18 protein-coding genes are annotated in these 24,646 nt (G+C 27.3%); 13 read left to right on the forward strand and 5 right to left on the reverse strand.

Annotated elements, in window-relative coordinates; genetic code table 11:
• Window positions 1–2: 2 nt before the first annotated feature.
• The 5 genes from ACNI3D_RS06590 (at window position 3) to ACNI3D_RS06610 (ending at window position 5,803) form a co-directional block, all read left to right on the forward strand.
• The gene (locus tag ACNI3D_RS06590) at window positions 3–572 is read left to right on the forward strand and encodes a paraquat-inducible protein A (protein WP_129099745.1); all 570 of its coding nucleotides are present in this window, start codon (window positions 3–5) and stop codon (window positions 570–572) included.
• Window positions 572–1,165 (forward strand): paraquat-inducible protein A, encoded by a 594-nt coding sequence (locus ACNI3D_RS06595; protein WP_129099746.1) that lies wholly within the window; start codon window positions 572–574, stop codon window positions 1,163–1,165. The genes ACNI3D_RS06590 and ACNI3D_RS06595 overlap by 1 nt, the downstream gene beginning before the upstream one ends.
• On the forward strand, window positions 1,146–3,788 hold the full coding sequence (locus tag ACNI3D_RS06600) for an MlaD family protein (protein ID WP_419768701.1): 2,643 nt from the start codon (window positions 1,146–1,148) through the stop codon (window positions 3,786–3,788). The genes ACNI3D_RS06595 and ACNI3D_RS06600 overlap by 20 nt, the downstream gene beginning before the upstream one ends.
• Before the next feature lie 103 nt (window positions 3,789–3,891).
• Window positions 3,892–5,319, forward strand: a complete 1,428-nt coding sequence (locus ACNI3D_RS06605) for a catalase (protein ID WP_419768702.1) — start codon at window positions 3,892–3,894, stop codon at window positions 5,317–5,319.
• 1 nt (window position 5,320) lies between these two features.
• A complete protein-coding gene (locus ACNI3D_RS06610) occupies window positions 5,321–5,803 on the forward strand; it encodes an ankyrin repeat domain-containing protein (RefSeq protein WP_419768703.1) in 483 nt (160 codons plus the stop codon).
• Between the two features lie 14 nt (window positions 5,804–5,817).
• Here ACNI3D_RS06610 and ciaB read toward each other — a convergent pair whose 3' ends face one another.
• Complete coding sequence (gene ciaB / locus ACNI3D_RS06615) at window positions 5,818–7,692, reverse strand: invasion protein CiaB (RefSeq protein ID WP_419768704.1); 1,875 nt, start codon at window positions 7,690–7,692, stop codon at window positions 5,818–5,820.
• Window positions 7,693–7,951: 259 nt separating this feature from the next.
• Between ciaB and ACNI3D_RS06620 the strand changes: the two genes are divergently transcribed.
• The 8 genes from ACNI3D_RS06620 to ACNI3D_RS06655 all read left to right on the forward strand — a co-directional run bounded on the left by ACNI3D_RS06620 (window position 7,952) and on the right by ACNI3D_RS06655 (window position 20,020).
• Window positions 7,952–11,017: a two-partner secretion domain-containing protein gene (locus ACNI3D_RS06620; protein ID WP_419768705.1), complete on the forward strand. Its 3,066-nt coding sequence runs from the start codon at window positions 7,952–7,954 to the stop codon at window positions 11,015–11,017.
• 74 nt (window positions 11,018–11,091) lie between these two features.
• Window positions 11,092–12,240: a FecR family protein gene (locus tag ACNI3D_RS06625; protein ID WP_419768706.1), complete on the forward strand. Its 1,149-nt coding sequence runs from the start codon at window positions 11,092–11,094 to the stop codon at window positions 12,238–12,240.
• Window positions 12,237–14,006, forward strand: a complete 1,770-nt coding sequence (locus ACNI3D_RS06630) for a diguanylate cyclase (RefSeq protein WP_419768707.1) — start codon at window positions 12,237–12,239, stop codon at window positions 14,004–14,006. Before ACNI3D_RS06625 ends, ACNI3D_RS06630 begins: the two co-directional genes overlap by 4 nt.
• A 173-nt stretch (window positions 14,007–14,179) precedes the next feature.
• Complete coding sequence (htpG, locus tag ACNI3D_RS06635; protein WP_419768708.1) at window positions 14,180–16,093, forward strand: molecular chaperone HtpG; 1,914 nt, start codon at window positions 14,180–14,182, stop codon at window positions 16,091–16,093.
• A gap of 230 nt (window positions 16,094–16,323) precedes the next feature.
• A complete protein-coding gene (locus tag ACNI3D_RS06640; protein WP_419768709.1) occupies window positions 16,324–17,523 on the forward strand; it encodes a RelA/SpoT domain-containing protein in 1,200 nt (399 codons plus the stop codon).
• 385 nt (window positions 17,524–17,908) lie between these two features.
• Window positions 17,909–18,652: a TSUP family transporter gene (locus ACNI3D_RS06645; RefSeq protein WP_419768710.1), complete on the forward strand. Its 744-nt coding sequence runs from the start codon at window positions 17,909–17,911 to the stop codon at window positions 18,650–18,652.
• A gap of 1 nt (window position 18,653) precedes the next feature.
• Entirely contained in the window at window positions 18,654–19,475 is an 822-nt protein-coding gene (locus ACNI3D_RS06650) for a LysR family transcriptional regulator (protein ID WP_419768711.1), read from the forward strand.
• Between the two features lie 65 nt (window positions 19,476–19,540).
• Window positions 19,541–20,020 carry a GNAT family N-acetyltransferase gene (locus ACNI3D_RS06655; RefSeq protein ID WP_419768712.1) on the forward strand — a complete coding sequence of 160 codons (480 nt, stop codon included), beginning with the start codon at window positions 19,541–19,543 and terminating at the stop codon, window positions 20,018–20,020.
• 31 nt (window positions 20,021–20,051) lie between these two features.
• Here ACNI3D_RS06655 and ACNI3D_RS06660 read toward each other — a convergent pair whose 3' ends face one another.
• Genes ACNI3D_RS06660 through ACNI3D_RS06675 form a run of 4 tightly spaced genes read right to left on the reverse strand, consistent with a single transcriptional unit; the run spans window position 20,052 to window position 24,643 of the window.
• Window positions 20,052–20,924, reverse strand: a complete 873-nt coding sequence (locus tag ACNI3D_RS06660; protein ID WP_419768713.1) for an HlyD family secretion protein — start codon at window positions 20,922–20,924, stop codon at window positions 20,052–20,054.
• 8 nt (window positions 20,925–20,932) lie between these two features.
• On the reverse strand, window positions 20,933–21,133 hold the full coding sequence (locus ACNI3D_RS06665) for a DUF1656 domain-containing protein (RefSeq protein ID WP_013135071.1): 201 nt from the start codon (window positions 21,131–21,133) through the stop codon (window positions 20,933–20,935).
• Complete coding sequence (locus tag ACNI3D_RS06670; protein ID WP_419768714.1) at window positions 21,130–23,229, reverse strand: FUSC family protein; 2,100 nt, start codon at window positions 23,227–23,229, stop codon at window positions 21,130–21,132. The genes ACNI3D_RS06665 and ACNI3D_RS06670 overlap by 4 nt, the downstream gene beginning before the upstream one ends.
• A complete protein-coding gene (locus ACNI3D_RS06675) occupies window positions 23,210–24,643 on the reverse strand; it encodes a TolC family protein (RefSeq protein ID WP_419768715.1) in 1,434 nt (477 codons plus the stop codon). Before ACNI3D_RS06675 ends, ACNI3D_RS06670 begins: the two co-directional genes overlap by 20 nt.
• Window positions 24,644–24,646 lie beyond the last annotated feature (3 nt).

Consider the following 24,646-nt stretch of genomic DNA (forward strand, 5'->3'; position numbering starts at 1 on the left):
GTATGGATGCAATAATTGAATGTAAGCATTGTGGACTTTTTTTAAAAAATAAGAATGAAAAAATCAAATGCCCAAGATGTGGTTCAAAAATTACAAATAAAGAACATAGTCTTGACTCTTTGTATTATGCAATAACTGCATTATTACTTTTTATATTGTTAAATATCTATCCTTTACTAACTTTATCTCTAAATGGAAATACTTTAAAAACAACACTTATTGGGACTATTAGCGTATTTTTTAAAGAAGATTTTCTTTTTGTTGGAGCTTTGGTCTTATTTACAATTATTTTAGCTCCTATTTTAAACTCTTTTATAATTATATTAATATTTGTTCAAAGTAAAATGAAAAGGAAAATATTTTCTTTTAGAGTTTTATATGATGGATTTCATTTTTTTAAGACTTGGGGTTTCATTGAAGTTTATATTATTGGTGTAATTGTTACATATATTAAACTTACAGGAATGGCATCTTCAACAAGCTTTGATACTGGATTTTATATTATGCTTTTTTATCTTTTTATATTTTATATGTCTAATAAAAAATTTGATATAAAAAGTGTGTTAGAGTAATGATTTTAATATCTTGTAAAAACTGCCAAAAAGTCTATACAAAAAAAGACTATAATGAATTCAAATGTGTTAGATGTGGTCATACAGTAAGAAGAAGAGTAAAAAACACAATACAGACTTCTTTAGCCTTAGTGATTACAGCACTATTACTTTTTATTTTAGCCATGATTTATCCGATGATGGAAATAACACAATTTGGCACAAAAGAGGATAGTACAATATTTCAAGGTGTTATTTCTTTTATTAATTATGGAGATTATTTTATTGCAATTGTTATTTTTACGGCAAGTATTATAATACCTTTAGTTAAACTTTTAGTACTGCTTTTTATATTTGTTTCACTGTGGATTAAAACACCATTTTCCAATAAAACAAAATTAAAGTTATACTATTTTATTGAATTAATTGGAAAGTGGTCTATGATAGATATTTATGTAGTTGCAATGTTAGCATCTACGATTCAACTTGATGAAGTATTTAATATAAAAGGTGGAATAGCAGCGACTGCCTTTGCTTGTGTTGTAGTTTTGACTATGATAGCTGCGCATAAATTTGATACAAGGATTATTTGGGATGAGCGAAGAAAAAATTGAAACTTTAATTTATGAACCAAATCAAAGGGAAAATAAGTCAATTTCATTTATCTGGCTTCTACCTCTTGTTGTTTTAGGTATTTTAGCTTGGATTGGCTATGAAAGTTATACTAAAAAAGGTACAAATGTAAGTGTGATTTTTAAAAATGCAGAAGACCTTAAAGAAGGAGTAACTCCTTTAGAATATAAAGGTTTGGTTCTTGGAAAAGTAACTAAAATAGAAATAAATGATTTAAATAGTGTCAAAGTAAATATTTTAGTAAATAGCGATGTTGCTAAATATGTTGCAACAGAAGGAACTAGCTTTTGGATAAAAAAACCTACTATATCCCTAACAAAAGTTTCAGGACTTGGTACTTTATTAAGTGGAAATAAAATAGAATTATATCCTAAATATAAGACCTTAGAAGAGTATGAAAATGCAAAACCTCAATATAATTTTACAGGTTTAGATACAAAACCTAGTTTATTAGAAGATAGTGATGGTTATTATGTAAATATTTTATCAAGAGGTGAAGATCTCATCGAGGTTGAAACACCAGTTTTTTATAATAGATTCCAAATAGGTGAAATTTCATCAAAAGAGTTTAAAGATGGCAAAGTTTATTTAAAAGCCTATATTCATGAAAAATACAAATATCTTATAAACAAAAGTTCTCAGTTTGTCATGAATAAGGCTTTAAAAGTAAATTTTGGACCAGGTGGCTTAAATTTAGAAGTAAGTTCCTTATACTCTGCTATTGTAGGTGGAATTACAGTTGAAACTCCAATAAAAGATGCTCAAAAAATAAAACAAGATAAATATTATATTTTAAGTGATGATAAAAAAGAGTTTATTGAAAGAACACATATAAATCTAAAACTTACAGATGCAAAAGGTATTGGAATAAATACTCTCATCATGTATAAAGGAGTAGAAGTAGGTAAAGTAGATGATTTACAACTTACCCAAAATAATATTATCGCAAAGGCTTATGTTTATAAAAAATATGATTATCTTCTAAGTGAAAATAGTACTTTTCATATAGAAGAAACAGAAGTTAGTTTGGATGGAGTGAAAAATTTAAATTCAATTGTTAGTGGAAATTATTTAACAATCGATTATAAAAAAGGAAAACCAAAAGACTCCTTTGAGATTGTAAATAGTAGTATGGAAAAAGTTGATAATGATTTAATCATTACTTTAAAAACGCAAGATTTAAATTCAATAACAAAAAATAGTAAATTGTATTTTAAAAATATTCCTATAGGAAAGGTTTTAGACTACGCTTTATCTAGTGATTTAAAGCATGTAAATATCTCACTTTTAGTAAAAGAAAAATATAAAAAACTAATAAATAATAAATCACTTTTTTATGATATGAGTTCAAAATTATTAGAGCTTAAAGATTTAGATTTAGATATAAACTATACTGGAATAAAGCCACTTATAGATGGAGGAATAGCACTTGTAGAAGTTGATAGAAAAGCAAAATACTCTAAAAAAAGTTTTAAATTGTATAGTTCTTATAAAGATGTGCAAACTCTTAAAAGAGAGTATAGTCATGGTTCATACTTAAATACATACTTTGACAATGGTTTTAATTTAAAAGTAAATCAAGCAATAAGTTATAAAAACCAAGAGATAGGTTTTGTAAAATCAATAAAATTTGGTGAAGAAAAATCAAAAGTAAAACTTTTTATTTATAAAAAGTATGTGAAATATATAAGTAAAAAAAGTAGATTTTATAAAAAAGATGCCATAAAAGTCGATGCATCCTTGGGCGGAGTTTTATTTGAAGTTGATAATTTATCTTCATTATTATATGGTTCTTTAGAACTTGATAATAGCTCAACAACAAGCTTTCCAAAATATGAAATATACTCTTCTTATGATGATATGAAAAACTTTTCAAATACTATTTCTATCCTATTTGATGATGTAGAAGGATTAAGACAACAATTCTCAAAACTAAATTATAAAGGTGTAGATATAGGAAAAGTATCTAATATTATATTAACACCTCAAAACAAAGTTTTAGTAAAAGTTCAAGTATTTAAAAACTATGATAAGTTTTCAAAAGAAGGTACGATTTTTTATTTAAAAAAACCCAAAGTTAGTTTAAATGAAGTTAAAAATATAGGTTCAACAATTTTACCAGTTGATATTGGTGTTATTGTTAGTAATAAAAACAATTTTAAAAATAGTTTTACGGGTTATGATAGTTTAGAAGATATTAAAAAAGTTGATAATGGTGAGATAATAAGAGTCGATTCTCTTTTCCCTACAAAACTTAATGTTGATGCTCCAATATATTATAAAAATGTGCAAATAGGAAAAATAAATAAAATAAATCTTAGTGGTGATGGCTCAAAAACTTTGATTGATTGTTTTATTTCCGATAAATATAAACATCTTATTCGAAAGAATTCTACTTTTCATGATATAAGTGGTTTTAAACTAAAATTCTCTATTTTTACAGGTACAGAGATTGAAACAAACACTTTCACCTCTATACTAAAAGGAGGGCTTTTAGTAGTGACACCTATAAAGTATGGGGAAATGGCTACAGTAAATGATACATTTTTATTAAAAAAAGAGTTAAATGAAGATTGGGAGAAGATAAATCCAAGTATAAAATAGAAGAAGTATTAATTTAAAAAAATAACATTACATTAAGTTATCATCTTGTAGAATATTTTTATCAAAGGAAAAGTTTTTTCCTTTAAAATAAAAAGGAAATAAGATGAAAAAAATAATGACTACAACAGCTGGAAATCCAATTTCGGATAATCAAAACTCAATGACTGCAGGAGAAAGAGGTCCTGTTCTTATGCAAGATTATCAGTTAATAGAAAAACTTGCTCATCAAAATAGAGAAAGAATTCCTGAAAGGGTTGTTCATGCAAAAGGAAGTGGTGCTTTTGGTGAACTAGTTATTACAGAAGATATTTCAAAATATACAAAAGCAAAAGTTTTACAAAAAGGTGAAAGTACTAGAATGTTACTTAGATTTTCAACAGTTGCTGGAGAGAAAGGTGCAGCAGATGCGGAAAGGGATGTAAGAGGTTTTGCTTTAAAATTTTATACAAAAGAGGGGAATTGGGATTTAGTAGGAAATAATACTCCTGTATTTTTTATCCGTGATGCTTATAAATTTCCTGATTTTATTCATACTCAAAAAAGACATCCACAATCAAATCTAAGAAGTAATACAGCAGCTTGGGATTTTTGGTCACTTAGCCCTGAGAGCTTACATCAAGTTACAATTTTGATGTCAGATAGAGGTTTACCAAAATCTTATAGACATGTAAATGGATATGGTTCTCATACTTATAGCTTAATCAATGCACAAGGTGAAAGATTTTGGGTGAAATTTCACTTTAAAACTAAACAAGGTATTGAAACAATTACAAATAAAGAAGCAGAAGCAATAGTTGCAAAAGATAGAGAATCAAATCAAAGAGATTTATTTGAAAATATAGAAAAAGAAAACTTTCCAAAATGGAGTTTTGAGATTCAAATTATGACAGATGAAGATGCAAAATACTGTTCATTTAATCCATTTGATTTAACTAAAGTTTGGCCACATAGTGATTATCCTATGATAAAAGTAGGTGAAATGACATTAAATGAAAATCCTAAAAACTATTTTAATGAGATAGAACAAGCGTCATTTTCACCATCAAATATTGTTCCAGGTATTAGTTTCTCACCTGATAAGATGTTACAAGCTAGAATCTTCTCTTATCCTGATGCTCATAGATATAGAGTAGGGACTCATTATGAAATGTTGCCAGTAAATAGACCAATAGTAGATGTAAATACTTACCATGCAGATGGAAGTATGAATTATGAAATAAAAGAAGCAACCGATGCATATTATGAACCAAATAGTTTTAATGGACCAGTTGAAGATAAATCATTTGCAGAACCAGCATTTAATGTAGGTGATAGTGCTGATAGATATGACCATAGAGTTGGAAATGATGACTTTACACAAGTAACTGCACTTTTTAATTTGATGAGTGACAATCAAAAAGAACAACTATTTAATAATATCGCAGAAGCAATGGATGGAGTTCCAAGTGAGATTGTAAATAGACAACTTGCACTTTTTGAAAAAGTACATTCTGATTATAGTGCAGGGGTTAAAAAAGCATTAGGAATCTAATATGGAAGTTTCTAGTGAAGAACAAAAAAGGTATGAAGAACTTCAAATTATGGCTTTAGAGTTTGCTAGACGCGGGCAAACTGAAGATTTAAAAGCTATGATTGATGTTGGCATGCCTGTAAATTTATGTGATCATAAAGGCAATAGTTTGATTATGTTAGCTTCATATAATGGAAATCTTGAAACAACTAGGATGTTAATTGATGTTGGTGCTAAAGTTGATAAAAAAAATGATAGAGGACAAACACCACTTGCAGGTGTTTGTTTTAAAGGGTACTTAAAAATTGCAAAAGAGTTAGTAAGTTCAGGTGCAAATATTTATGAGAATAATGGAATGGGAACAACACCTATAATGTTTGCTTCTATGTTTGGGAACTATGAGATTGTTAAGTATTTAAATTCTCAAAATAGTAGTTTTAAATCTAAAATTTACCTTGCTATTTCAAAACTGTTTTCTTTAGTAAAAGGGTTATTTAAAAAATAAGAGGATTTGACCTCTTATTTTATATAGTTGCTTTTTTTATCACTTGTATCTAATTCTTGACCAATCTCTTTGTATCTTGCAAAATAGTGTTTTACAAAGTCATTTATATTTTCATCTATTGGCATAAAGTATTTTCCATCTTTTTTAGCAAAGTTATTTAAAAATAGTGTTGCATCTTTTTTATCTAAATAGTGTTTTGCTAGGTTTGTATAAGTTTTGATATACCAAGTTTTTAATTTCTCAAACTTTTCATCACTTAAATCTATGCTTAGTTTTTTATTTTCCCAAGATAGAACTTGTGAATCAAACAGACCATTTAAGTGAATCAACCCTTCACAATAATAAGGTTGCACTTCATCAACTTCCATCCAACCTATAAGTCCAACAGCTCTTTTTACACTATCAATTAAAACTTGTCTTTGAAGATGGTTTTCATCACTATCTTTGTCTAAGAAAAATGAAATAAGTCCACCAGTTGTAGCTTTGAACTCTTCTATATTTTTAAAATTACCTGTTTTATTCATCACTGATTCTGTCTCATCATCGCACCATAAAATATGTCCATACTCATGTCCAATGGTTGTGATATCATAAACTTGGTGCCAAGATGCTGTTTCATTAAATAAAAATTTTCTATCTTCACTTAGAAACTCATTTCCAAATATTTCAGCACTAAGTCTCAAAAATGGTTTAGCACGACTAGTTTGTAAAATCTCATCTGCAAAAGCAAATATCTTTTTACCTTCTTCTTTTGAGACTATTTCATCATTTGGTACAACTTGAGCTGAAAAAAGTCCATTTAATTCTGCTCCAAAGAATATCGCTGGTCGACCAATATATAGTTGAACCTTATCTAATGATTTTAGAGAAAAGTTATAAATGTTTTTATAAGAAGAGTTTTCTTCAAATGTAGAAAATATATTTGCAAAAGCTGATTTTATTTTATTTACTCTGTGGTCATTTTGTGCAAATTCTGGGTTTGTAAATCTTATATCCCACTCTAATGCAACCGCTTTTCTAAAGTGATCTTCGTAGTATTCAAGTGGATGTCCTATTTGAATTGGTGATTTTATTTTCATCCATGCTCTATCTACATTTGCCCATTTCTCTACTAATGAGTTCTCTTTGTCTTCTGAAAAAGCTAAGATAAGTGATTGGATATATAAAATATAATCCCATTTGTGACCAAAGATATCATCTTCATATTCTAATAAACTCTCTTCAAACTCTTCAAGGGCATTTACCACTTCTGTTGCTTGTTTTTTGAAAGCTTTTATATAAGCTTGACTCTCATAACCATCACCTTTTTTAACCAATGCAGAATATGATCTATCTGCTGTAATAGAGTTGTGTCCTAAATCAAACAAAGAGTTACTCTCTAGATAATCAAAAACTTTTTCTTCATCACCGTTAAATTTTGATAGTAACTCTTTATTGATACCATTTATAATATGTGCTGTCCAAGAGCTTTGCCATGCAGACATTTTAACTCCCACATCATATACACCTTGAAATATAGCTTGATAAAATGGAGTTAAAAAATTATTGTCTTTTATATAATCAAGCATTTTTTTATGTTTGTTATGCCAAAACTCTTTTACAAAAAGGTATGCTTTCTCTTGTAACTCTATAACTTCTTTTTCATCAAATCCAAGCTTTTTTAACACTTGAACAAGTGAATCATCTCTTAGGTTTACTAATCTAGTAACTAGTGCATATCTTAAATCATCGCTCATATCTAAATTTAATTTTTTTGCAAAATCATCTATTATGGTTAATTGTTCATATTTATTATTTTCTAATGCTGATACTAATTTATTCACATCATTTTTTTGAGCATTTAAATATTCATAGATTTTTTTTGAATCTTTTAAAAATTGTTCATTCATTATAAAACCTTTTTTGTAGTTTGAAGGATTTTATCTAAAAATGCTTTTAGAAGAATTAATAATTTTAAATTATAGTGTTAATCTTTTTTATAATCTATATTTCTTTTTATACAATTAGTGTAAGGACTTGAGTCATATATTATAAGCTTTAAAACAAGTTAATGATTATAATCAATATGTTGGGATAAATTACTGTTAAAGTCATTTTAAGATATAATCCGATTTATATTAAAAATAGCATTATTTAAAAGGATTATATTTGGTTTTTATTTGTTCACGTTTTAGGATTCTAAAAGGTGTTAAAATCAATTTAATCATTTCTTTAATTTTTAATTCTACTACCTTGACTTTTGCCTCACCAACAGGAGGTGTTGTTACTTCAGGGGCTGCAAGTATTAATCAAAATGGAACTGTAACAAATATCAATCAAACATCTAATAAAGCAACTATAAATTGGCAGAACTTTTCTATTAGAGCAAATGAAACAGTTAATTTTAATCAACCGAACTCTAGTTCTATTACATTAAATAGAGTTGTTGGAAATGAAAAATCTATCATAAATGGTGCATTAAATGCAAATGGACAAGTTTGGATACTAAATTCAAATGGTGTTTTATTTGGTAAAAATGCAAGTATTAACACAAGTGGCTTATTAGCTACAACTGCAGAACTTTCAGATAAAGATTTTAATGTAGGAAATTATAATTTCAAAAATGCAACAGCAAACTCAATAATAAACCAAGGAACAATTGAAATAATAAATAATGGTTCAGTGATACTAGCTTCAAATGAAGTTGTAAATGATGGAACAATTAAGGCTGTAAAAGGAAGTGTTCACTTAGTTGGATCTGACTCTTATTCAATTAATCTAAATGGAAATTCATTAGTTGATCTTAGAGTAGATAAAGGTGTACTTGATGCAATGGTTTCAAATTCTGGAACCATTATTGCAAATGGTGGAAAAATTTATCTAACAACAAATGCAATAGATGAATTATTAAAAGGAGTTGTAAACAATACAGGTATTATTGAGGCAAATAGTATAGATGATATAACTGGATATGTTGAGTTGTTTGCACATGGCGGTGAAGCACAAGTGAGTGGAACTATTAATGCAAAAGGTGGTTTTGTTGAAACTTCTGGTAATAAAATCAAATTTTCAGATACATTTTCTATCAATGCAGGAAAAGGTGGTACTTGGCTTATCGACCCTAATAATATAAGAATTGTATCTGATTCAACTGCTGAAGTAAATGTAGATTCATCAGGGGCACCAGTATATACATCATTAGATGATACAACTATTTTACGTGCATCTACAGTTGAAAGTCAATTAAATAATGGAACTAATGTGATTGTTGAAACAGGTGAATCTGGAACAAATTCGCAAGATGGAGATATCTTTCTTACAACAAGTATCAATAAAAGTTCAGGTGCAGATGCAACTTTAACTTTAAAGGCACATAGAAATATATTTTTTGCAGATGATTATCAAACCCCAACATCATTTGGTAGTATTTCAAGTACAAGTAATAGATTAAATGTAGTTTTATGGTCTGATAGTGATGGAAATAATGATGGTTCAATCTGGTTACCTGAAGGTTCAAGTATTTCATCAAAGGGTGGACATGTTTGGTTAGGTGGGGGAGCTGGTTCTTCAACATGGAATGGCTTAACAGTTGGAAACTCTTATGCTGTTGGTAGTGATTTTTCTTCTTCTGAGGGAAATGCAATATCAAGAGGTGTTGCAATAAATGGAAATATTTTTGCTGATGGAGATAGCTTTGGTGGAGATATTTTTATAAAAGGACTAGCTAGTAGATCAAGTCATTATACTAGCGCTAGAGGAGTTTCTATATCAGGTTCTGTTACAACAAACTATGATGGAAATATAAGTATAGAAGGTAAAGCAAAAGGTGGTTCTGATGCTGTAGCTATTGGAGATACTTCTTCTGCTTTAACTGATGGATCAGCTATTTTAAGAGTTAACAATGGAACTATTTTTATAAATGGATATTCAAATCAAGGAAAAGCTTCAAGTGATTCTATTTATTTGAATAATAAGTCTTATATAGAAAGTACAGGAACAGGAACACTAATAATAGATGGGAATGATGATGAAATATCTGCCGATTCTACTTCATATATTAAAATTGCTAACTTATTGTTAAAAAATGGTTTCACTACAACGTTAACTAATTCTAATAATGACATTGAAACACTAGCTGCTACAGGTATGACATCTTTAACATATAGCGATTCAAGTACAATTACAATAGGTACAGTAAATGGAGTTACTGGAATAACAGCTAATGGTGATGTTAATCTTTATTCTGCTTCTGATATTTTTGTTTATGCACCTATTTCAAATGGTTCAAATGTTTTAAAGCTGAATGCTACAGGAGATGTATATTATATTTCAGATAAATCTGAAAATAATGAACCTAAAAATACAGATAATTCGTATTTAATTAATGCAAACAGTTATTATACAATTAAAGATTTTCAAAAATTTGATAATATAAATAATAAATCAATATCTTCAGCTGATAATTTAGTGGATTTACCTAATATTAAAGAAAATTCTATATCTACACAATTAAGTAGTTTAAATGAGATTTTGGGTAAAAATAAAACAGAAAAAAATATTAATCCAAGTAGCCCAATTATAAAATCAAGTGAAAACTTAACAAAACAAAGTACAAATTCAAGTAAGCAAAGTGAAAGTTCAAGTAAAAATGAAAAAGAACAAAAAAGAAATTCAATTGAGCAAAATACTAACTTTAGTAGTATAGTTGAAAATTCAAATGAGAATTCAGAAGAACAAGAACCAGATTCAAGTGCTTCATCTGAAAATTTAAGTGAAGAAACTACAAATTCAACTAGCACAAGTGAAAGTTCAAATCATGATTCAACAGAAGAAGATACAATTCATTTAGGTGAGGCACAAATAGAAATAGATGTTGATGAAAATGGAAAAATAGTATATAGCAAATCTCAAATTGAAGTAAAAGTTAAAAATAATGGAAAATTAATTTTCTCAAATAATTCAAAAGATATATTAGAAACAGTAGGACTATCTATTAAAGATGGATCATTAGTAAATGATAAAATAGAGATTGTCCTTATTGATAAAAAAACTACTTCTAAATATAGTGCAACTTTATTAGATGGTAGCTCTCTTCCTGAGTATTTAATATTTAATCCAAAAACAGGGAAAATTAATGGGGTTTTACCAAAAGATATTCGCAAACTTGAACTTAATATAAAAGCTATGGATAAAGATAAAACAATACGAATTTTAAGTTTGAAAATCAAGTTTTAAAGTGTATTTAAATAGTTATAATAAGTATTACTATATTGTTAATAAAAAAGTAAATTTAAAAAGAGGATTTAAATATGAATAGAAAAAATTTTATAATTTTTTCAGGAATATTAATATTATGTATTATTGGTTTTATATATTATAAATTAGAGTATTCAAAAGATATTTTTGCTCAGATTGTTTCTAAAGTAGGGGAAGTTAATTTAGTTAATAAAAAAGGTGAATTATTAGCAAAAGTTGAAGAAGGTTATAAAATAAAAACGGGAGAATATCTTCAAACTAAAGAGAACTCTTCTGCTACAATAAAATTTATAGATAACTCTTTTGCAATTATTTCAGAAAAATCATTAATCGTTATGAAAAACTTAGAATATGATGAAGACTCTAAAAAATCAGTTACAAACTTACTTCTTTTAAAAGGAAATGTGGAATCTACTGTAGCTAACCAAAATACTTTTGGTTCAGAGTATAAAGTAATTACTCCAACACTCCAACTTGCAGTTAGAGGAACAATATTTAATGTAAATGTTGAAGGCAATATATCTAGAGCTTTTGTAACAGAAGGAAAAATTTTAGCTACAAGTGGAAATTCATCATTAACTTTAAATACTGGATATGGTGTAGTCTCAGATGGTAAAAATAAACTAAATGGACCAATATTAATATTAAATAAACCATCAATAAAATTGAATGAACTAAATATTAAATATTATAAAAAATATGTATCATGGAATAAACTTGAAGGTGCAATAAAATATCATGTTCAAATTCATTCTATATCAAAATATAACACACTAATTTATGATAAATATATCAATAAAACAGAATTAAAAGTTGGTGATTTAAAAGATGGAAAATATAAAATAAGTATACAAGCAGTTGATGAATATGGATTAGAAGGATTTAAAAATGAAAGACACTTTAGTGTGCAGTCAAGTCCTATTCCTCCAAAAGTAAATGCCCCAAAAAATAGTGAGAAATCAAGAATGATTTTATTTACTTGGGAAAAATCAGTAGAAGCAAGTAAATATATACTAGAAGTATCCAAAACAAGAAGTTTTGATAAGATATTAATTAGAGTAAATAATTTAAACTTTTCACTAGATAAAATGTTATTGCCATTACAAAAAGGAAAGTATTTTATTAGAATGTCAAGTATAGATAGTTCAGATAAAATAGGTCCTTATAGTGAAATCTACCAATTTGAAGTAGAGAACAAATGAGAAAGTCAGATAGCATATATTGGAAACATCAATTATGGATAGTTATATTATCTTTATTTATTACATATGCTTTCTCATACACTTCTTTTTATAATAATTTAAAAAACTATTTTAATGATACGATACAATATTTAGCATCTGAAGAAAAGTATTTTACAGACTCAATAGTTATTGATATAAATGATACTTCCTTAAAAGTCTTACAAAAAGATTTTGGTCATTGGCCATATACAAGAGATAAGTATGCACTTTTAGTTGATTTTTTGCAATCAATGAATGTTAAAAACATAATCTTTGACATTAATTTTGTAGATCCAAGAGCTAACGATGATATCTTTAAAAAAACTATAAACAAGTACAATAATATTTTTTTTGTGACAAGTGCTTTACATGAAGATATTCCAATGAGTTTAGAAGAACAAAAAAAATTAAAAGAAATTTCGTGGAGTGCAAATTCAAATATACCGGCATTGAAATATTATGGTTTACTTATTCCTCATGATAATATTGTTAGTGGTGATACAATCTACAAATTTGGAATTACTTCTGTTTTAGGAGATAATGATGGCTTAATTAGATCAATTCCAATGTTATATAATATAGACTCCAATTTACTTCCATCATTACTTCTTAGAATTCAATACCCAGGTGAAAATCTACCAAAACTAAACTATAATTCAAAGACTAATGAACTTTCTGTAAATAATAAAACATGGCATGTTGATGAAAAAAATAGAATAAAACTATTTTATCCTCAAAATGCAAACTCAATTATTTCTATTCCTTTTTATAAAATTATCAAAGTAGCATTAAATAAAAAGTCTATTTCAAATAATAACTTTTTTAAAAATAAAACAGTTTTTATAGGTAGTTCAGCTCTTTCTTCTGATAGAATAAATACTCCAAGAGGAGCTATGTCAGGATCATACTTACTTGCAATTGCTTATGAATTATTTAAAGGTAATTTACTACTAAAAAAAGACAATATCATAGCAAACTCTATATTATTATTAATTGCTGTTTTATTCTCATTATATTTTAGTAGTAGAAAAGATATCTATAAAAAAGATGTAATAACAGTTACTCTATTGACTTTTATTATGACTATTGTTTATGGATTTATTTCTCTAAAATTCTTTTATTTACAGAGCAATTTATTTTTTTCAATATTAACTATCATATTTTCAATTGCATTTACTATAATAAATCATCAATCATCTTTAGCCAAATATAATCAAAAATTAATTGAAGAGACTAAAAAACTATATAATGAAGCTAATTATGATTCATTAACAGGGTTATTAAATAGACGTGGATTTGATGAACAATATACAAAGTACAAAGAAATCACTCAATTAAAATCTTTCCAATCTACATGCCTTGCAGTTATGGATTTAGATCATTTTAAAAGAGTAAATGATACTTATGGTCATGACATTGGGGATTTAGTTTTACAAAAGTTTGCAAAACTTTTAAAAAAACATTCAAGAGATATTGATGTCCCAGTAAGATGGGGTGGAGAAGAGTTTGTAATTTTATTAAGAAACACAACAATAGAAGAATCAATCATTATATTAAATAGAATTCGGGAATTGTGTATGGAAATGGATATAAAAACTCCTCAAGGTATATTAAATGTAACAGTTAGCACAGGAGTTACAACTATAGAAGATTTTTCTAAAACAATTGACTCACATGTTAAAAAAGCTGATATTGGTTTGTATCAAGCAAAAGAAGCTGGTAGAAATAGAGTTTGTATTTCATAAATATAGAATAATTTAGCACTTATCTACTAAAAGTGCTAAATAAATTCAAAACTTTAGCTTCCTTTTATAAAGTTTTGATAAAATTTCTTTTACAAAAACTAAAAATTATAGGTGAAATTCATGGCAGACGTTGCGAAAGCAACTTAACCATGCCCTAAATAAAAAGGAACAACATGGCAAAACATCAATTTCAAACAGAAGTTGGACAATTATTACATTTAATGACTCACTCTTTATACTCAAACAAAGAGATTTTTATAAGAGAATTAGTATCAAATGCAAGTGATGCAATTGATAAGTTAAATTACTTAAAATTAACAGATGAAAAAATCAAAGCAGCACTTCCTGAGGATTGGGCTGGTGAGATTAATGTTTCTTTTGATGAAGCAGATAAGTCTTTGACGATAGTAGATAATGGTATTGGTATGACTGATGAAGATTTAATTGCTTCTATTGGTACTATTGCAAAATCAGGAACGAAATCATTTATTGAAGCAATGACTGGTGATGCGAAAAAAGATTCGAACTTAATCGGTCAATTTGGTGTTGGTTTTTATTCTGTATTTATGGTGGCATCTCATGTTGATGTTATCTCTAAAAAAGCAGGTGAAGAGACAGCATACAAATGGTCAAGTAATGGTTCTGGTGAGTTTGACTTAGGTCCTTGTACAAAAGAATCAGATGGAACTGTTATTTATATCAAATTAAAAGATGAAGAAGCAGAAGAGTTCGCTAGCAAACATAGAATCGAAAATATTGTTAAAAAATATTCAGATCATATTGCTTATCCAATTTTCTTAAATTATTCAGAAGAAGTAACTGAAGAGTTGAGTGAAGAAGATAAAAAAGCTGGAAAAGAAGCTAAAAAAACTACTGAAAAAAGACATGATAAAATAAATGCAGCAACAGCTCTTTGGATGCAACCAAAAGCTAAAATCAAAAAAGATGAGTACAATGATTTTTATAAATCAATCTCTCATGACTCTATGAATCCTATGCTTACAATGCATACAAGAGTTGAAGGTGTAAATGAGTATACAACACTATTTTATATCCCTTCAATCGCTCCTATGGATATGTATAGAGCTGATTATCAACCAGGTGTTAAACTTTATGTTAAAAGAGTATTTATCACAGATTCTGAGAAAGAATTATTACCAACTTACTTAAGATTTGTAAGAGGTATTATTGATAGTGAAGATTTACCATTAAATGTTTCAAGAGAAATCTTACAAGAAAATAGAGTAATGGCAAATATCAAACAAGGTTCAGTAAAAAAAATCTTAAGTGAGATTAAAAAATTATCTAAAGATGAAGAAAAATACGCTGAATTTGTAGCTCAATATAACAGAGCTTTAAAAGAGGGTGCTTACCAAGATTATACAAATAAAGAAGCTTTATTAGAACTACTTAGATACAAATCAACAAAAACTGAAGCTGGTAAAATGACTTCATTAGAAGCATATAAAGATAGAGCTGATAGTGAACAAAAAGCTATTTATTATATCATTGGTGAAAACGAAAATGTTATGAAAAACTCACCATTACTTGAAGCTTATAAGAAAAATGATATCGAAGTATTAATTTGTGATGACAAAGAGATTGATGAAATTATCACTCCTGCATTACAAGCTTATAAAGAGTGGGAATTTAAAGATATCACTTCTTGTGAAGCTCCAAAAGTAGAACAAAGTGAAGAAGCAAAAAAAGAGGTTGAAGAAAAATTTGAATCAATCACTAAAAAAATCAAAGATATCTTAGGTGAAGCTGTTAAAGAAGTAAGAGTAACTAACAGATTAAGCGAATCACCATCTTGTGTTACAAAAGATGCAGGTGACGCACAAATGGCTCAAATGATGCAAATGATGAGAGCAATGGGACAAGCAATGCCAGAAGGCGCTCCAATCCTAGAAATCAATCCAGAGCATGACATAGTTAAAAAATTAAACGGTTGTCCTGATGATGCCCTTATTGCAGATGTATCATGGGTACTATTAGACCAAGCGAAATTATCAGAAGGTATGGAAATTACTGATGCAGTAGCGTTTGCACAAAGACTAAACAGAATCACAGCAAAAGCTCTTTAATAGAGCTATTTGCACGCATCTTCTGCGTTGCAAATAGTTTTTCTTTCAATCACCTACTAATTGTAGGCTCAATCAAAAAAAACTATCCGCGCCTTGAATCTACATACAACTAGTTCTTTTAAAATAATTTAATTACAAAATAATTTTATTAAGTTATTTCTAAGTAAAAATTTATTCTTTACTAATTATCTAAAGATATAATAATAAAATAATTTATAAAGGAAAGATAATTGAGTAAATTGGAAAATTGTGAATATTCTAAGAATGATATTAAAAAAGCAGGAAAAACACTAGTATCAAATATTAAGGATGAAAAAGCATTAAATATTTTATCTGCATGGAGAAAAGACCATTCTTATCCTCTTGAATTAGCAGAGAAACTTTTAAAAGAAATATCTCTTGATATTGAAAAAGGAGCAATTTTTGCTAAAAGGTTAAAAAGAACAGATTCTATAATAAAAAAACTAGAGAGATACAAAGCAAGTGAGTTGGAAAATAAACAAATGCAATTAACTACAATGAATGATATTGGAGGATGTAGAATTATATTTTCTAATATAAAAAAGGTTCAAAAGCTTGTAAGGTTTTTAACAAAAAGTAAAGATTTTGTAGTTAGGGATAATTATATAGAAAAACCCAAACCTGATGGTTATAAAAGTATCCATTTAATAGGTCAATTTCCAAATATTCATGGTGAACTTAGAAAAATAGAATTGCAAATAAGGACTAAAACTCAACATTCATGGGCTACTGCTTTAGAAATAATTGATTTATTTACAGACCAATCAATAAAAACAAATCAAATAAAAGATAGAAACTGGAGTAATTTTTTCAAATATTGTTCAGAACAATTTACTCTCCTTGAAAAGAATATATTTTTAAATGGAGAAAATATAAAATTTAATTTTCAAAATTATATGCAAGAATTTAAAAAAAATAAAGAGAAAATGGAATTTTCTTTATATCAATTATATTCTTTGTCACAGAAATTGGATATTGTTAAGAAATTTGACTTATATAGTAAATCATTAGATAAAACAGCAACTCATTTACAATTATTAAGTGATAAAAATGGAAATTCAGAAGGTTATATTTTAATAGAAATAACAAAAAATGATAAAGTATTTTCAAAAAATAACAAGTTAAATAATGAAACTTTTCAACTAAAAAGTAGTTATTTTCCTGTTTATGAAATAGATAAAGCTACAAAAGAATATTTAGCAGCAGAGAAGCAAATTCTTTTTGGAAATACTTATGTCGCAGCACTAGTATCTTCTAATTCTATCAGGGATATAGGAATTGCATATCCAAACTACTTCGCAGATTCTACAACTTTTATTAAAAATGTTATGACATTACAAGAAGCATATAAAAGAATTAATCCACGTATATTTAGATTAGGAAATAAAATAAAGTATTTATTTAAATAAATGCTTTATAAAAAGGAGATTAGCCTTCTTTTTATATCTTCCTCATCAATTTTTTAAATTACATTTTCAATTTTTGAGACTCTCTCCAAATGAAATATTTCACAGTTTTTTATCTGTTATTTCTTTTGATATCTGTACACGGCATTTATTGTATTTAAATTAAAAAAATAGTAATTTTCATCTTTTTCTGGAGGCTTTGTTCTCTTTTTAATAGATTCTATTACTCTATCTGTCTTTTATTCCCAAATTGAGGTTTAAATTTTTTTATGAGATGATTTTAATAGATAAATGATTTTTTTAATTAATTATTATCTTTTTTAGTTATAATTATTAGTAATGCCTTTAGGTATTACTGATAATTATATGTAATATTAAAGGTAGTCATATGGACTTTGATTTTATTCTTGCTTTTGCTGTTATTCTTTTGATTTCTTCTGTTGTTCATGGTGGTATTGGTTTTGGGTTTGGCATGATTTGTACTCCTTTGGTTGCTCTGTTTACTGATATTCAAACTACTATTTTGTATATGCTTATTCCTACTATGCTTGTAAATATTGTTAGTATTATGAGTGAAGGGAAGTTTTTTGAGGCTTTGAGGAAGTTTTGGTTTATCATAACTCTTATGGTAATAGGTAGTTGTATAGGTACGGGTTTTCTTATATTTGCTAATTCTGAGTATTTTAAACTTCTTTTGGCTTTGATTATTTTTGTCTATTTATTTCAATCATTGGTTAAGATTGAAGCTACTTTTGTGTCTAAGTATCCTAAAGCTTCAACTTATGGGTTAGGTATCTTTGGTGGTATTTTATCAGGTCTTACAAATATTGTAGCTCCTTTGATGATAATGTATAGCTTAGAGATGAAATATACAAAAAAAGATACTATTCAGTTATCAAATCTATGTTTTCTTTTTACAAAAATAGGTCAAATGGGTGTATTTTTATTTTATGGTGCTTTTACTTTAGAGTCTTTTAAAATATCAATGTTGAGTTTGATTGTGGTGGCTTTAGGTCTATTTTTTGGTATAAAATTGAAAAAGAGAATCGATGCAAAATTTTATGCAAAGATATTAAAAGTTTTATTATTTATTATTGCTGCTATTTTAGTAGTTGAAACGGTTGGTCACTAATATGGATTCAAATTTATTAAAAGTATTTATTGCTGTTGCAAATACAAAGAGCATATCTTTGGGTGCAAAGGAGTTGAACTTTACTCAATCAAATGTAACATTAAGAATAAAACAGCTTGAAAAAGGTTTGGGTTATGAACTCTTTCACAGAACAAATAGGGGAGTTGTTTTAACTCTTGCTGGTGAAAAGCTTTATCCTTATGCTGTTGATATAGTAAAGAAGGTTGAAGAAGCTAGTTTAAAAATGAGAAATGTAGATTATCAAAAACTTCTAAAAGTAGGATCAACCCAATCAAATACAACTATTAGACTTACAAAGTTTATAGAAAAGTTAAATAAAGATTTTCCAGATATGAAACTGGACTTTGTAGTTGATAGTAGTTTAAACTTAATAGAACAACTGCTTAACTATAAACTTGATATAGCTTTTGTAAATGGAAATCCAAATCATAAAGATATAGAGGTTTTAAATATATTTAAAGAAGATATTGTATTAGTTGAGCCAAAGGATAAAACAGCAGAAAATACAATATTTGCATATAAAAATGGTTGTTTAAATCGTATTTTTTTAGAAGAGTATTTAAGTGATGAAAATGAAAATAGATATAAAAAAGTAAATTTAGGAAATTATGAGTTAATACTTGCTTGTGTAAAATCAGGTTATGGTGTAGCACTTTTTTCAAGGGAAATAATTGAAAAGTTTGGCTACCAAGATAAACTAAAAATCACAAAGATGGATTTTAACTTAGATACTTATCTTATTTGTAGAAAGGATTTTATTCCTATGATAGAAAAGTATTTAAGAGATATGAAACTAATCTGATAGGGCTTTATTTAGATAAGATTAAGTCTATCATGTTATATTCTCATTTTTAAAAAAGGATACAAATGTCAATAACTATAAGAGATGCTGTTGCATCTGATGCACAAACTATATTAGATTTTATAATTGAACTTGCAGTTTATGAAAAAGCAGAACATGAAGTAAAAACAAATGTTGAGGAGACAAGAGAAGCTATTTTTGGAGAAAACTCTACAGTAAAAGCTCTGATTTGTGAAGAAGATGGAGTAGCTATTGGTTATGCTGTTTATTTTTACAATTATTCAACTTGGCTTGGGAAAAATGGTATTTATCTTGAAGATTTATATGTGTCTCAAAGTAAAAGAGGAAATGGTGCAGGAAAAACTATCTTAAAACATCTTGCTAAAAAAGCTTTAGCTGAAAACTGTGGACGATTTGAATGGTCTTGTTTAGACTGGAATACTCCTTCAAGAGAGTTTTATGAAAGCCTTGGTGCTGTTGCTCAAACTGAGTGGGTAGGGTATAGACTTGAAGGTGAGACTTTAAATAATTTTGCCAATAGTTAACAATTGATGCCATAATTTTATGGCATCGATTTTATTTATTTTTTAACTCTATTGTACAAGTTGTACCTGCTCTTAAGGTATATCCTTTTGGTACTTCATCTATAGCTATTCTTACAGGTATTCTTTGGGCTAGTCTAACCCATGTAAATGATGGATTTACATTTGCTAATAATCCTTTTCCTATGTTATTATCTCTATCTGTGATACCTGTTGCTATACTTTGAACATGTCCTTTTATTGTAAGGTCAGTTCCAAGTGGATTCATGATTGCTTTATCACCTATGTTTATTTTTGTAAGTTTATGTTCTTCAAAATAACCATAAACCCAAAAGCTATTTTCATTTAACATAGAGATATGACTTTGACCTTTTTGAATAAAATCACCTTTTTTCAGAAGTAAGTTATTTATCCAGCCACTTGTAGGTGCATAGACGGTAGCTCTTTGTAAATCAAGTTTTGTAATATCTAGTTTTGAAAGTGCTTCATTTAGCTCCTCTTTTGCCATAAGTAAATTATATTTTGCATCATCTTTTACATCTTTTGGAATAATACTATCATCACCTTTTATTCTTTTATCATATTCTGCTTTTTTCATAAGATAGTTTGCTTTTTTTATTTGAACAATTGATTGGGCTCTTTGTAAATTTGCTTCAAATCTTTTTTTATCTATTTCAAATAGTTTGTCATCTTTTTTTACATATTGGTTATCTTTAACATATACTTTAGAAATCATTCCTGATACATCAGGCGCTATTAGAGTAATATCTGCTCTTATTCTTCCATCTCTTGTCCATGGAGAGTCAACATAGTTTTGCCACAACTTCATTCCTAAAACAATTGCTATAGTAACTATGCTAAATGTTATAATATATCTTAAAAGTTGTACAATTTTATTTTTTTGCATATAAATCCTTATTTATAAATTAGTAATGAAAAACTTGTGAATACACATACGAAAAGTGCTGTTCTAAATAACCCTGGATGCCAGACAAACTCATAAACTCCTAAGTCGGCTAAAACCTTATTTAGTAATACTTGGATTAATCCTGCACATAAAAATATTACTATTAGTGCTGGAATTTGTATACCTAAAAATGACACGATTAAATTCATATAGTTTCTCCTTTTATTGGTAAAAACTCTTTTTTCTTCATAAGTGAGTATATAATTGAAAAGTCCAAATATATATCTTTTAAAAGTTTTTGATCATTGGCTGATCGTAAGTGAACTTGTTCAAATTCATTTATTAATTCTCTTATTTTTTCCATCTGATTTTCTTTATTATTTTTATCTTTTAAATCAAAATACTTTCTAATCAAGATAAGTATTTTATTTATCTCTTGTGGTTTTGGCTTTGTAAAAAGTGTCGCAGTTTTTCTTATATTTATAATGGCTTTTCCAATTTCAAGTATTAAAAGTACCCATCTAAATATCTTGTTATTTGCTTTATTATCAAGTCTTCCTATTGCTGAGTATCTTTGTATCAAATCAAAACTTGCACTTTCAAGTCTCACTCTTTGCAGAGCAAGTTTATCTTTAGTTATTATTTCTATTTGTTTTGATAAGGCTTTTTTCACCCTTGATTCAATCCAAATATTTGATGTGAAATTGATAAGTATAAAACTAAGACCTGAAAATAATAGACCAATAACAGTAGCTATATTCATATCCATAAAAGTATCAAAACTCATGTTATATTGTGTGTGAATAGCACAAGTTGTAATAAATATAAGTAAAAAACCAAATCCAATCAAGTTTTTACCTGGCAATATCATAAAAAGTGAAATCCCAGCTAAAATAGGAGTTAAAAATAAACATAAAGTAAATAAATCACTTACATACATAGGAATGATATAAAAGTTATATATGGGAGTTATAATAAAACCTACAGCTGTACCTTTTAAGAAGTTTTTAGTAGCTCCCACTGGATTTGGGGCAGTACTTAAAAGTAGAGTGTTAGCAACTGCTGGCAGTACTGCTAAAGAACCATATTCCCAACCTGAAATTATCCAAATAGTTATAACAATGATTAAGGTTATTGATGCTCTTAGAATCATAAGTGAAATAAGTACATTATCACTATAAGTAGAAAACTTTAAGTTTTCAGCAAATTTCTCTAATCTTTTTATTTTGTCACTATTTGTTGTAAAACCATAATAAGTATTACAATAATCATAAATCTCAGATTCTAATCTAAGAAAAAGTGAGGTAATAGTGTTAAAATCATGAATCAAATCAAAATCATCTAAATTAAGACTCTTCTTTTCCTCTTCAATTTTTATTTTTGCAATACCTTTTACTTCTTTTAGTTCATTTATTAAAGCGGGTAAATTATTGCTATTTGAATAGTTTGATAAACAGTTTTCAAAATCTGCATAAATTCTTTTAAGTGAGTTAATAAATTCACTATTATCTTTATTATTATTTAGAGTATTTCTAAGTGAAAAAAATGTGGTATTTATGTGCATAAATTGAGAATTTAATCTCTTATAATATAACTTATCGGTTTTTTTCATATTTGTTTCAAAAGAGCTATTTACTCTTAATGCATCAGAACCTAAAATATCCCTTGCATAGTTTATATTTTCATTTTCAAAATCAAATAGATTTTTACTCTTGCTAAGTGAAGTAATCAAAAGGCTAAATTTATTTTGCTCACCTTTTAAAAGTGTATTTGATAGTTTTTGAGGAAAGAGTATCTCACTTACAAAACTTGCACATAAAAGACCAATTACAACTTCTGATAATCTATCTATTCCATATGTAAATACATTTAAAGGATTTTCAATCGTAGGCATTGCAACTAAGGCAATAGTATATCCTGTTAGTACAAACCCATAAGACATAAAGTTTCTCGACATAAAACTAATTACTGAACAAAGTCCAACCCATAGGGCAAAAAATAGAGTAAATGATACTCTATCTTGGGCAAAAGCTCCAACTAGAATTATTGCCATTATTGTACCAATTACAGTTCCTACAAATCTATAATAACTTTTTGAAAATACAAGTCCACTAAAGGGTTGCATTACAATAAATACAGTAAATACTGAAGTTTGTGGCATAGCCAAATTAAAATACATACAAATACATAAAGCTAGAAGCCCAGCAGTTGTTGATTTTATTATATATTTAAAGATTGGTAAGTCTTTATTTATCCATTCATCTATGGCTAAAGATATATTTTGTTTACTCTCTATCAAGTACATCTTTTGCCTTGTTTTTATAACCACCACCTAAAGCTTCAATCAAATCAATATGAAGTTGAAACTTCTTATCTTGTAGCGCAACATCTCTTATTTTTTCTTCTTCTACATCTATGTTTTTATTTATATAATCAATTTTGTTTTTTATACCTAATTCATAAACTCTTTTTTCAATATTTTTATTTTTATTTTTACTTGAAATAACTATTTTCTCTGATTTTTGTTGAGAGTTATTTAGTTCTATTTTTTTTAGTGTTGTAACTATATTATTTACAGCTTTTATTATTGTTTCATTGTATGCGTAAACTTGGGCATTATAATCATTTACTTTTGTATTTAGGTTTGATTCTCTTCTTTTTGCATCAAAAATTGGTAATGAAAAGGCAAGACCAGCTTCTGGATTAAAAGAAGATTCTTTAAGCAATTGGGAAAATGGAAATGATGTAAAATGTAACAAACCACTTAATCTAATATTTGGATAAAACTTTGATTTTGCATTTTCTATATATTGTTCTTTACTTGCTAAAAGATATTTTTGAACAGCTACTTCTGGCAAGTGAGAAACAATATTTAAATGAATATCTTTGGGTATAGAGATTTTGTATTCATTTGAAATAGAAGGGTTTTCTAATTTATTTATTTGTGATGGTAAAAGTCCTGCAATAACTGCAATAGAGTTTTTTATATTTTCAATTTCTTCGTTTACATTTAAAATATCTTGGTTGATTTTTTCGATTAAGTAGTTGCTTTCATTTACTTTTTCTTTATTTGATAGTCCCATATTATACAATTCATTTAAAATATGATGTTTTTCATAAATCAATTTTTTTAAAGTAGAGAGTTTTTTCAATTTTTCAATTTTGAAATTCCAAGAGATATATAACTTACTAATAGAAGTAGAAATTGCCAATTGTTTTACTTTTATCAAGGCATCTTGAGCCAAGGCTTCATTTTTTGAAGCTTTAATTAATGAAGCTCTTTGATTCCAAAAGTCAAAATCATATTGTAAATTTAAACCTGTTTGATAAAGATTATAATAGTTTCCACCTAATGGTTCTGGGAAAATATAGTTTTCACTAAATCTTTGTCTAGTAGCTTGGGATTCAAAATTTACATTTGGTAAATTTGAAGATTTTTTTGCTTTGATTATATTGTTTGCTTTTTGGTACTTTGCTTCTAATTGTTTTAAACTAGGAGCATCTTTTATTGCATTTTCTATTAAGATATTTAGTTGTTTATCATTAAAATCTTTCCACCAAGAATTTTTTAGTTCTATATCATTACTTGAAAATTTATTTAAATCTTTAATTAGTTCATTATCTATTTTTGTATCTTTTATTGTATTTGATGTTGTTACTTTAGGAACACATCCTGAAAATAGAATAGTTAATGAAATTACAAATAGTAGTATTCTCATATT

It is taken from the genome of Arcobacter siniprincipis (SeqCode), from assembly GCF_048571125.1.
GTDB lineage: Bacteria > Campylobacterota > Campylobacteria > Campylobacterales > Arcobacteraceae > Arcobacter > Arcobacter siniprincipis.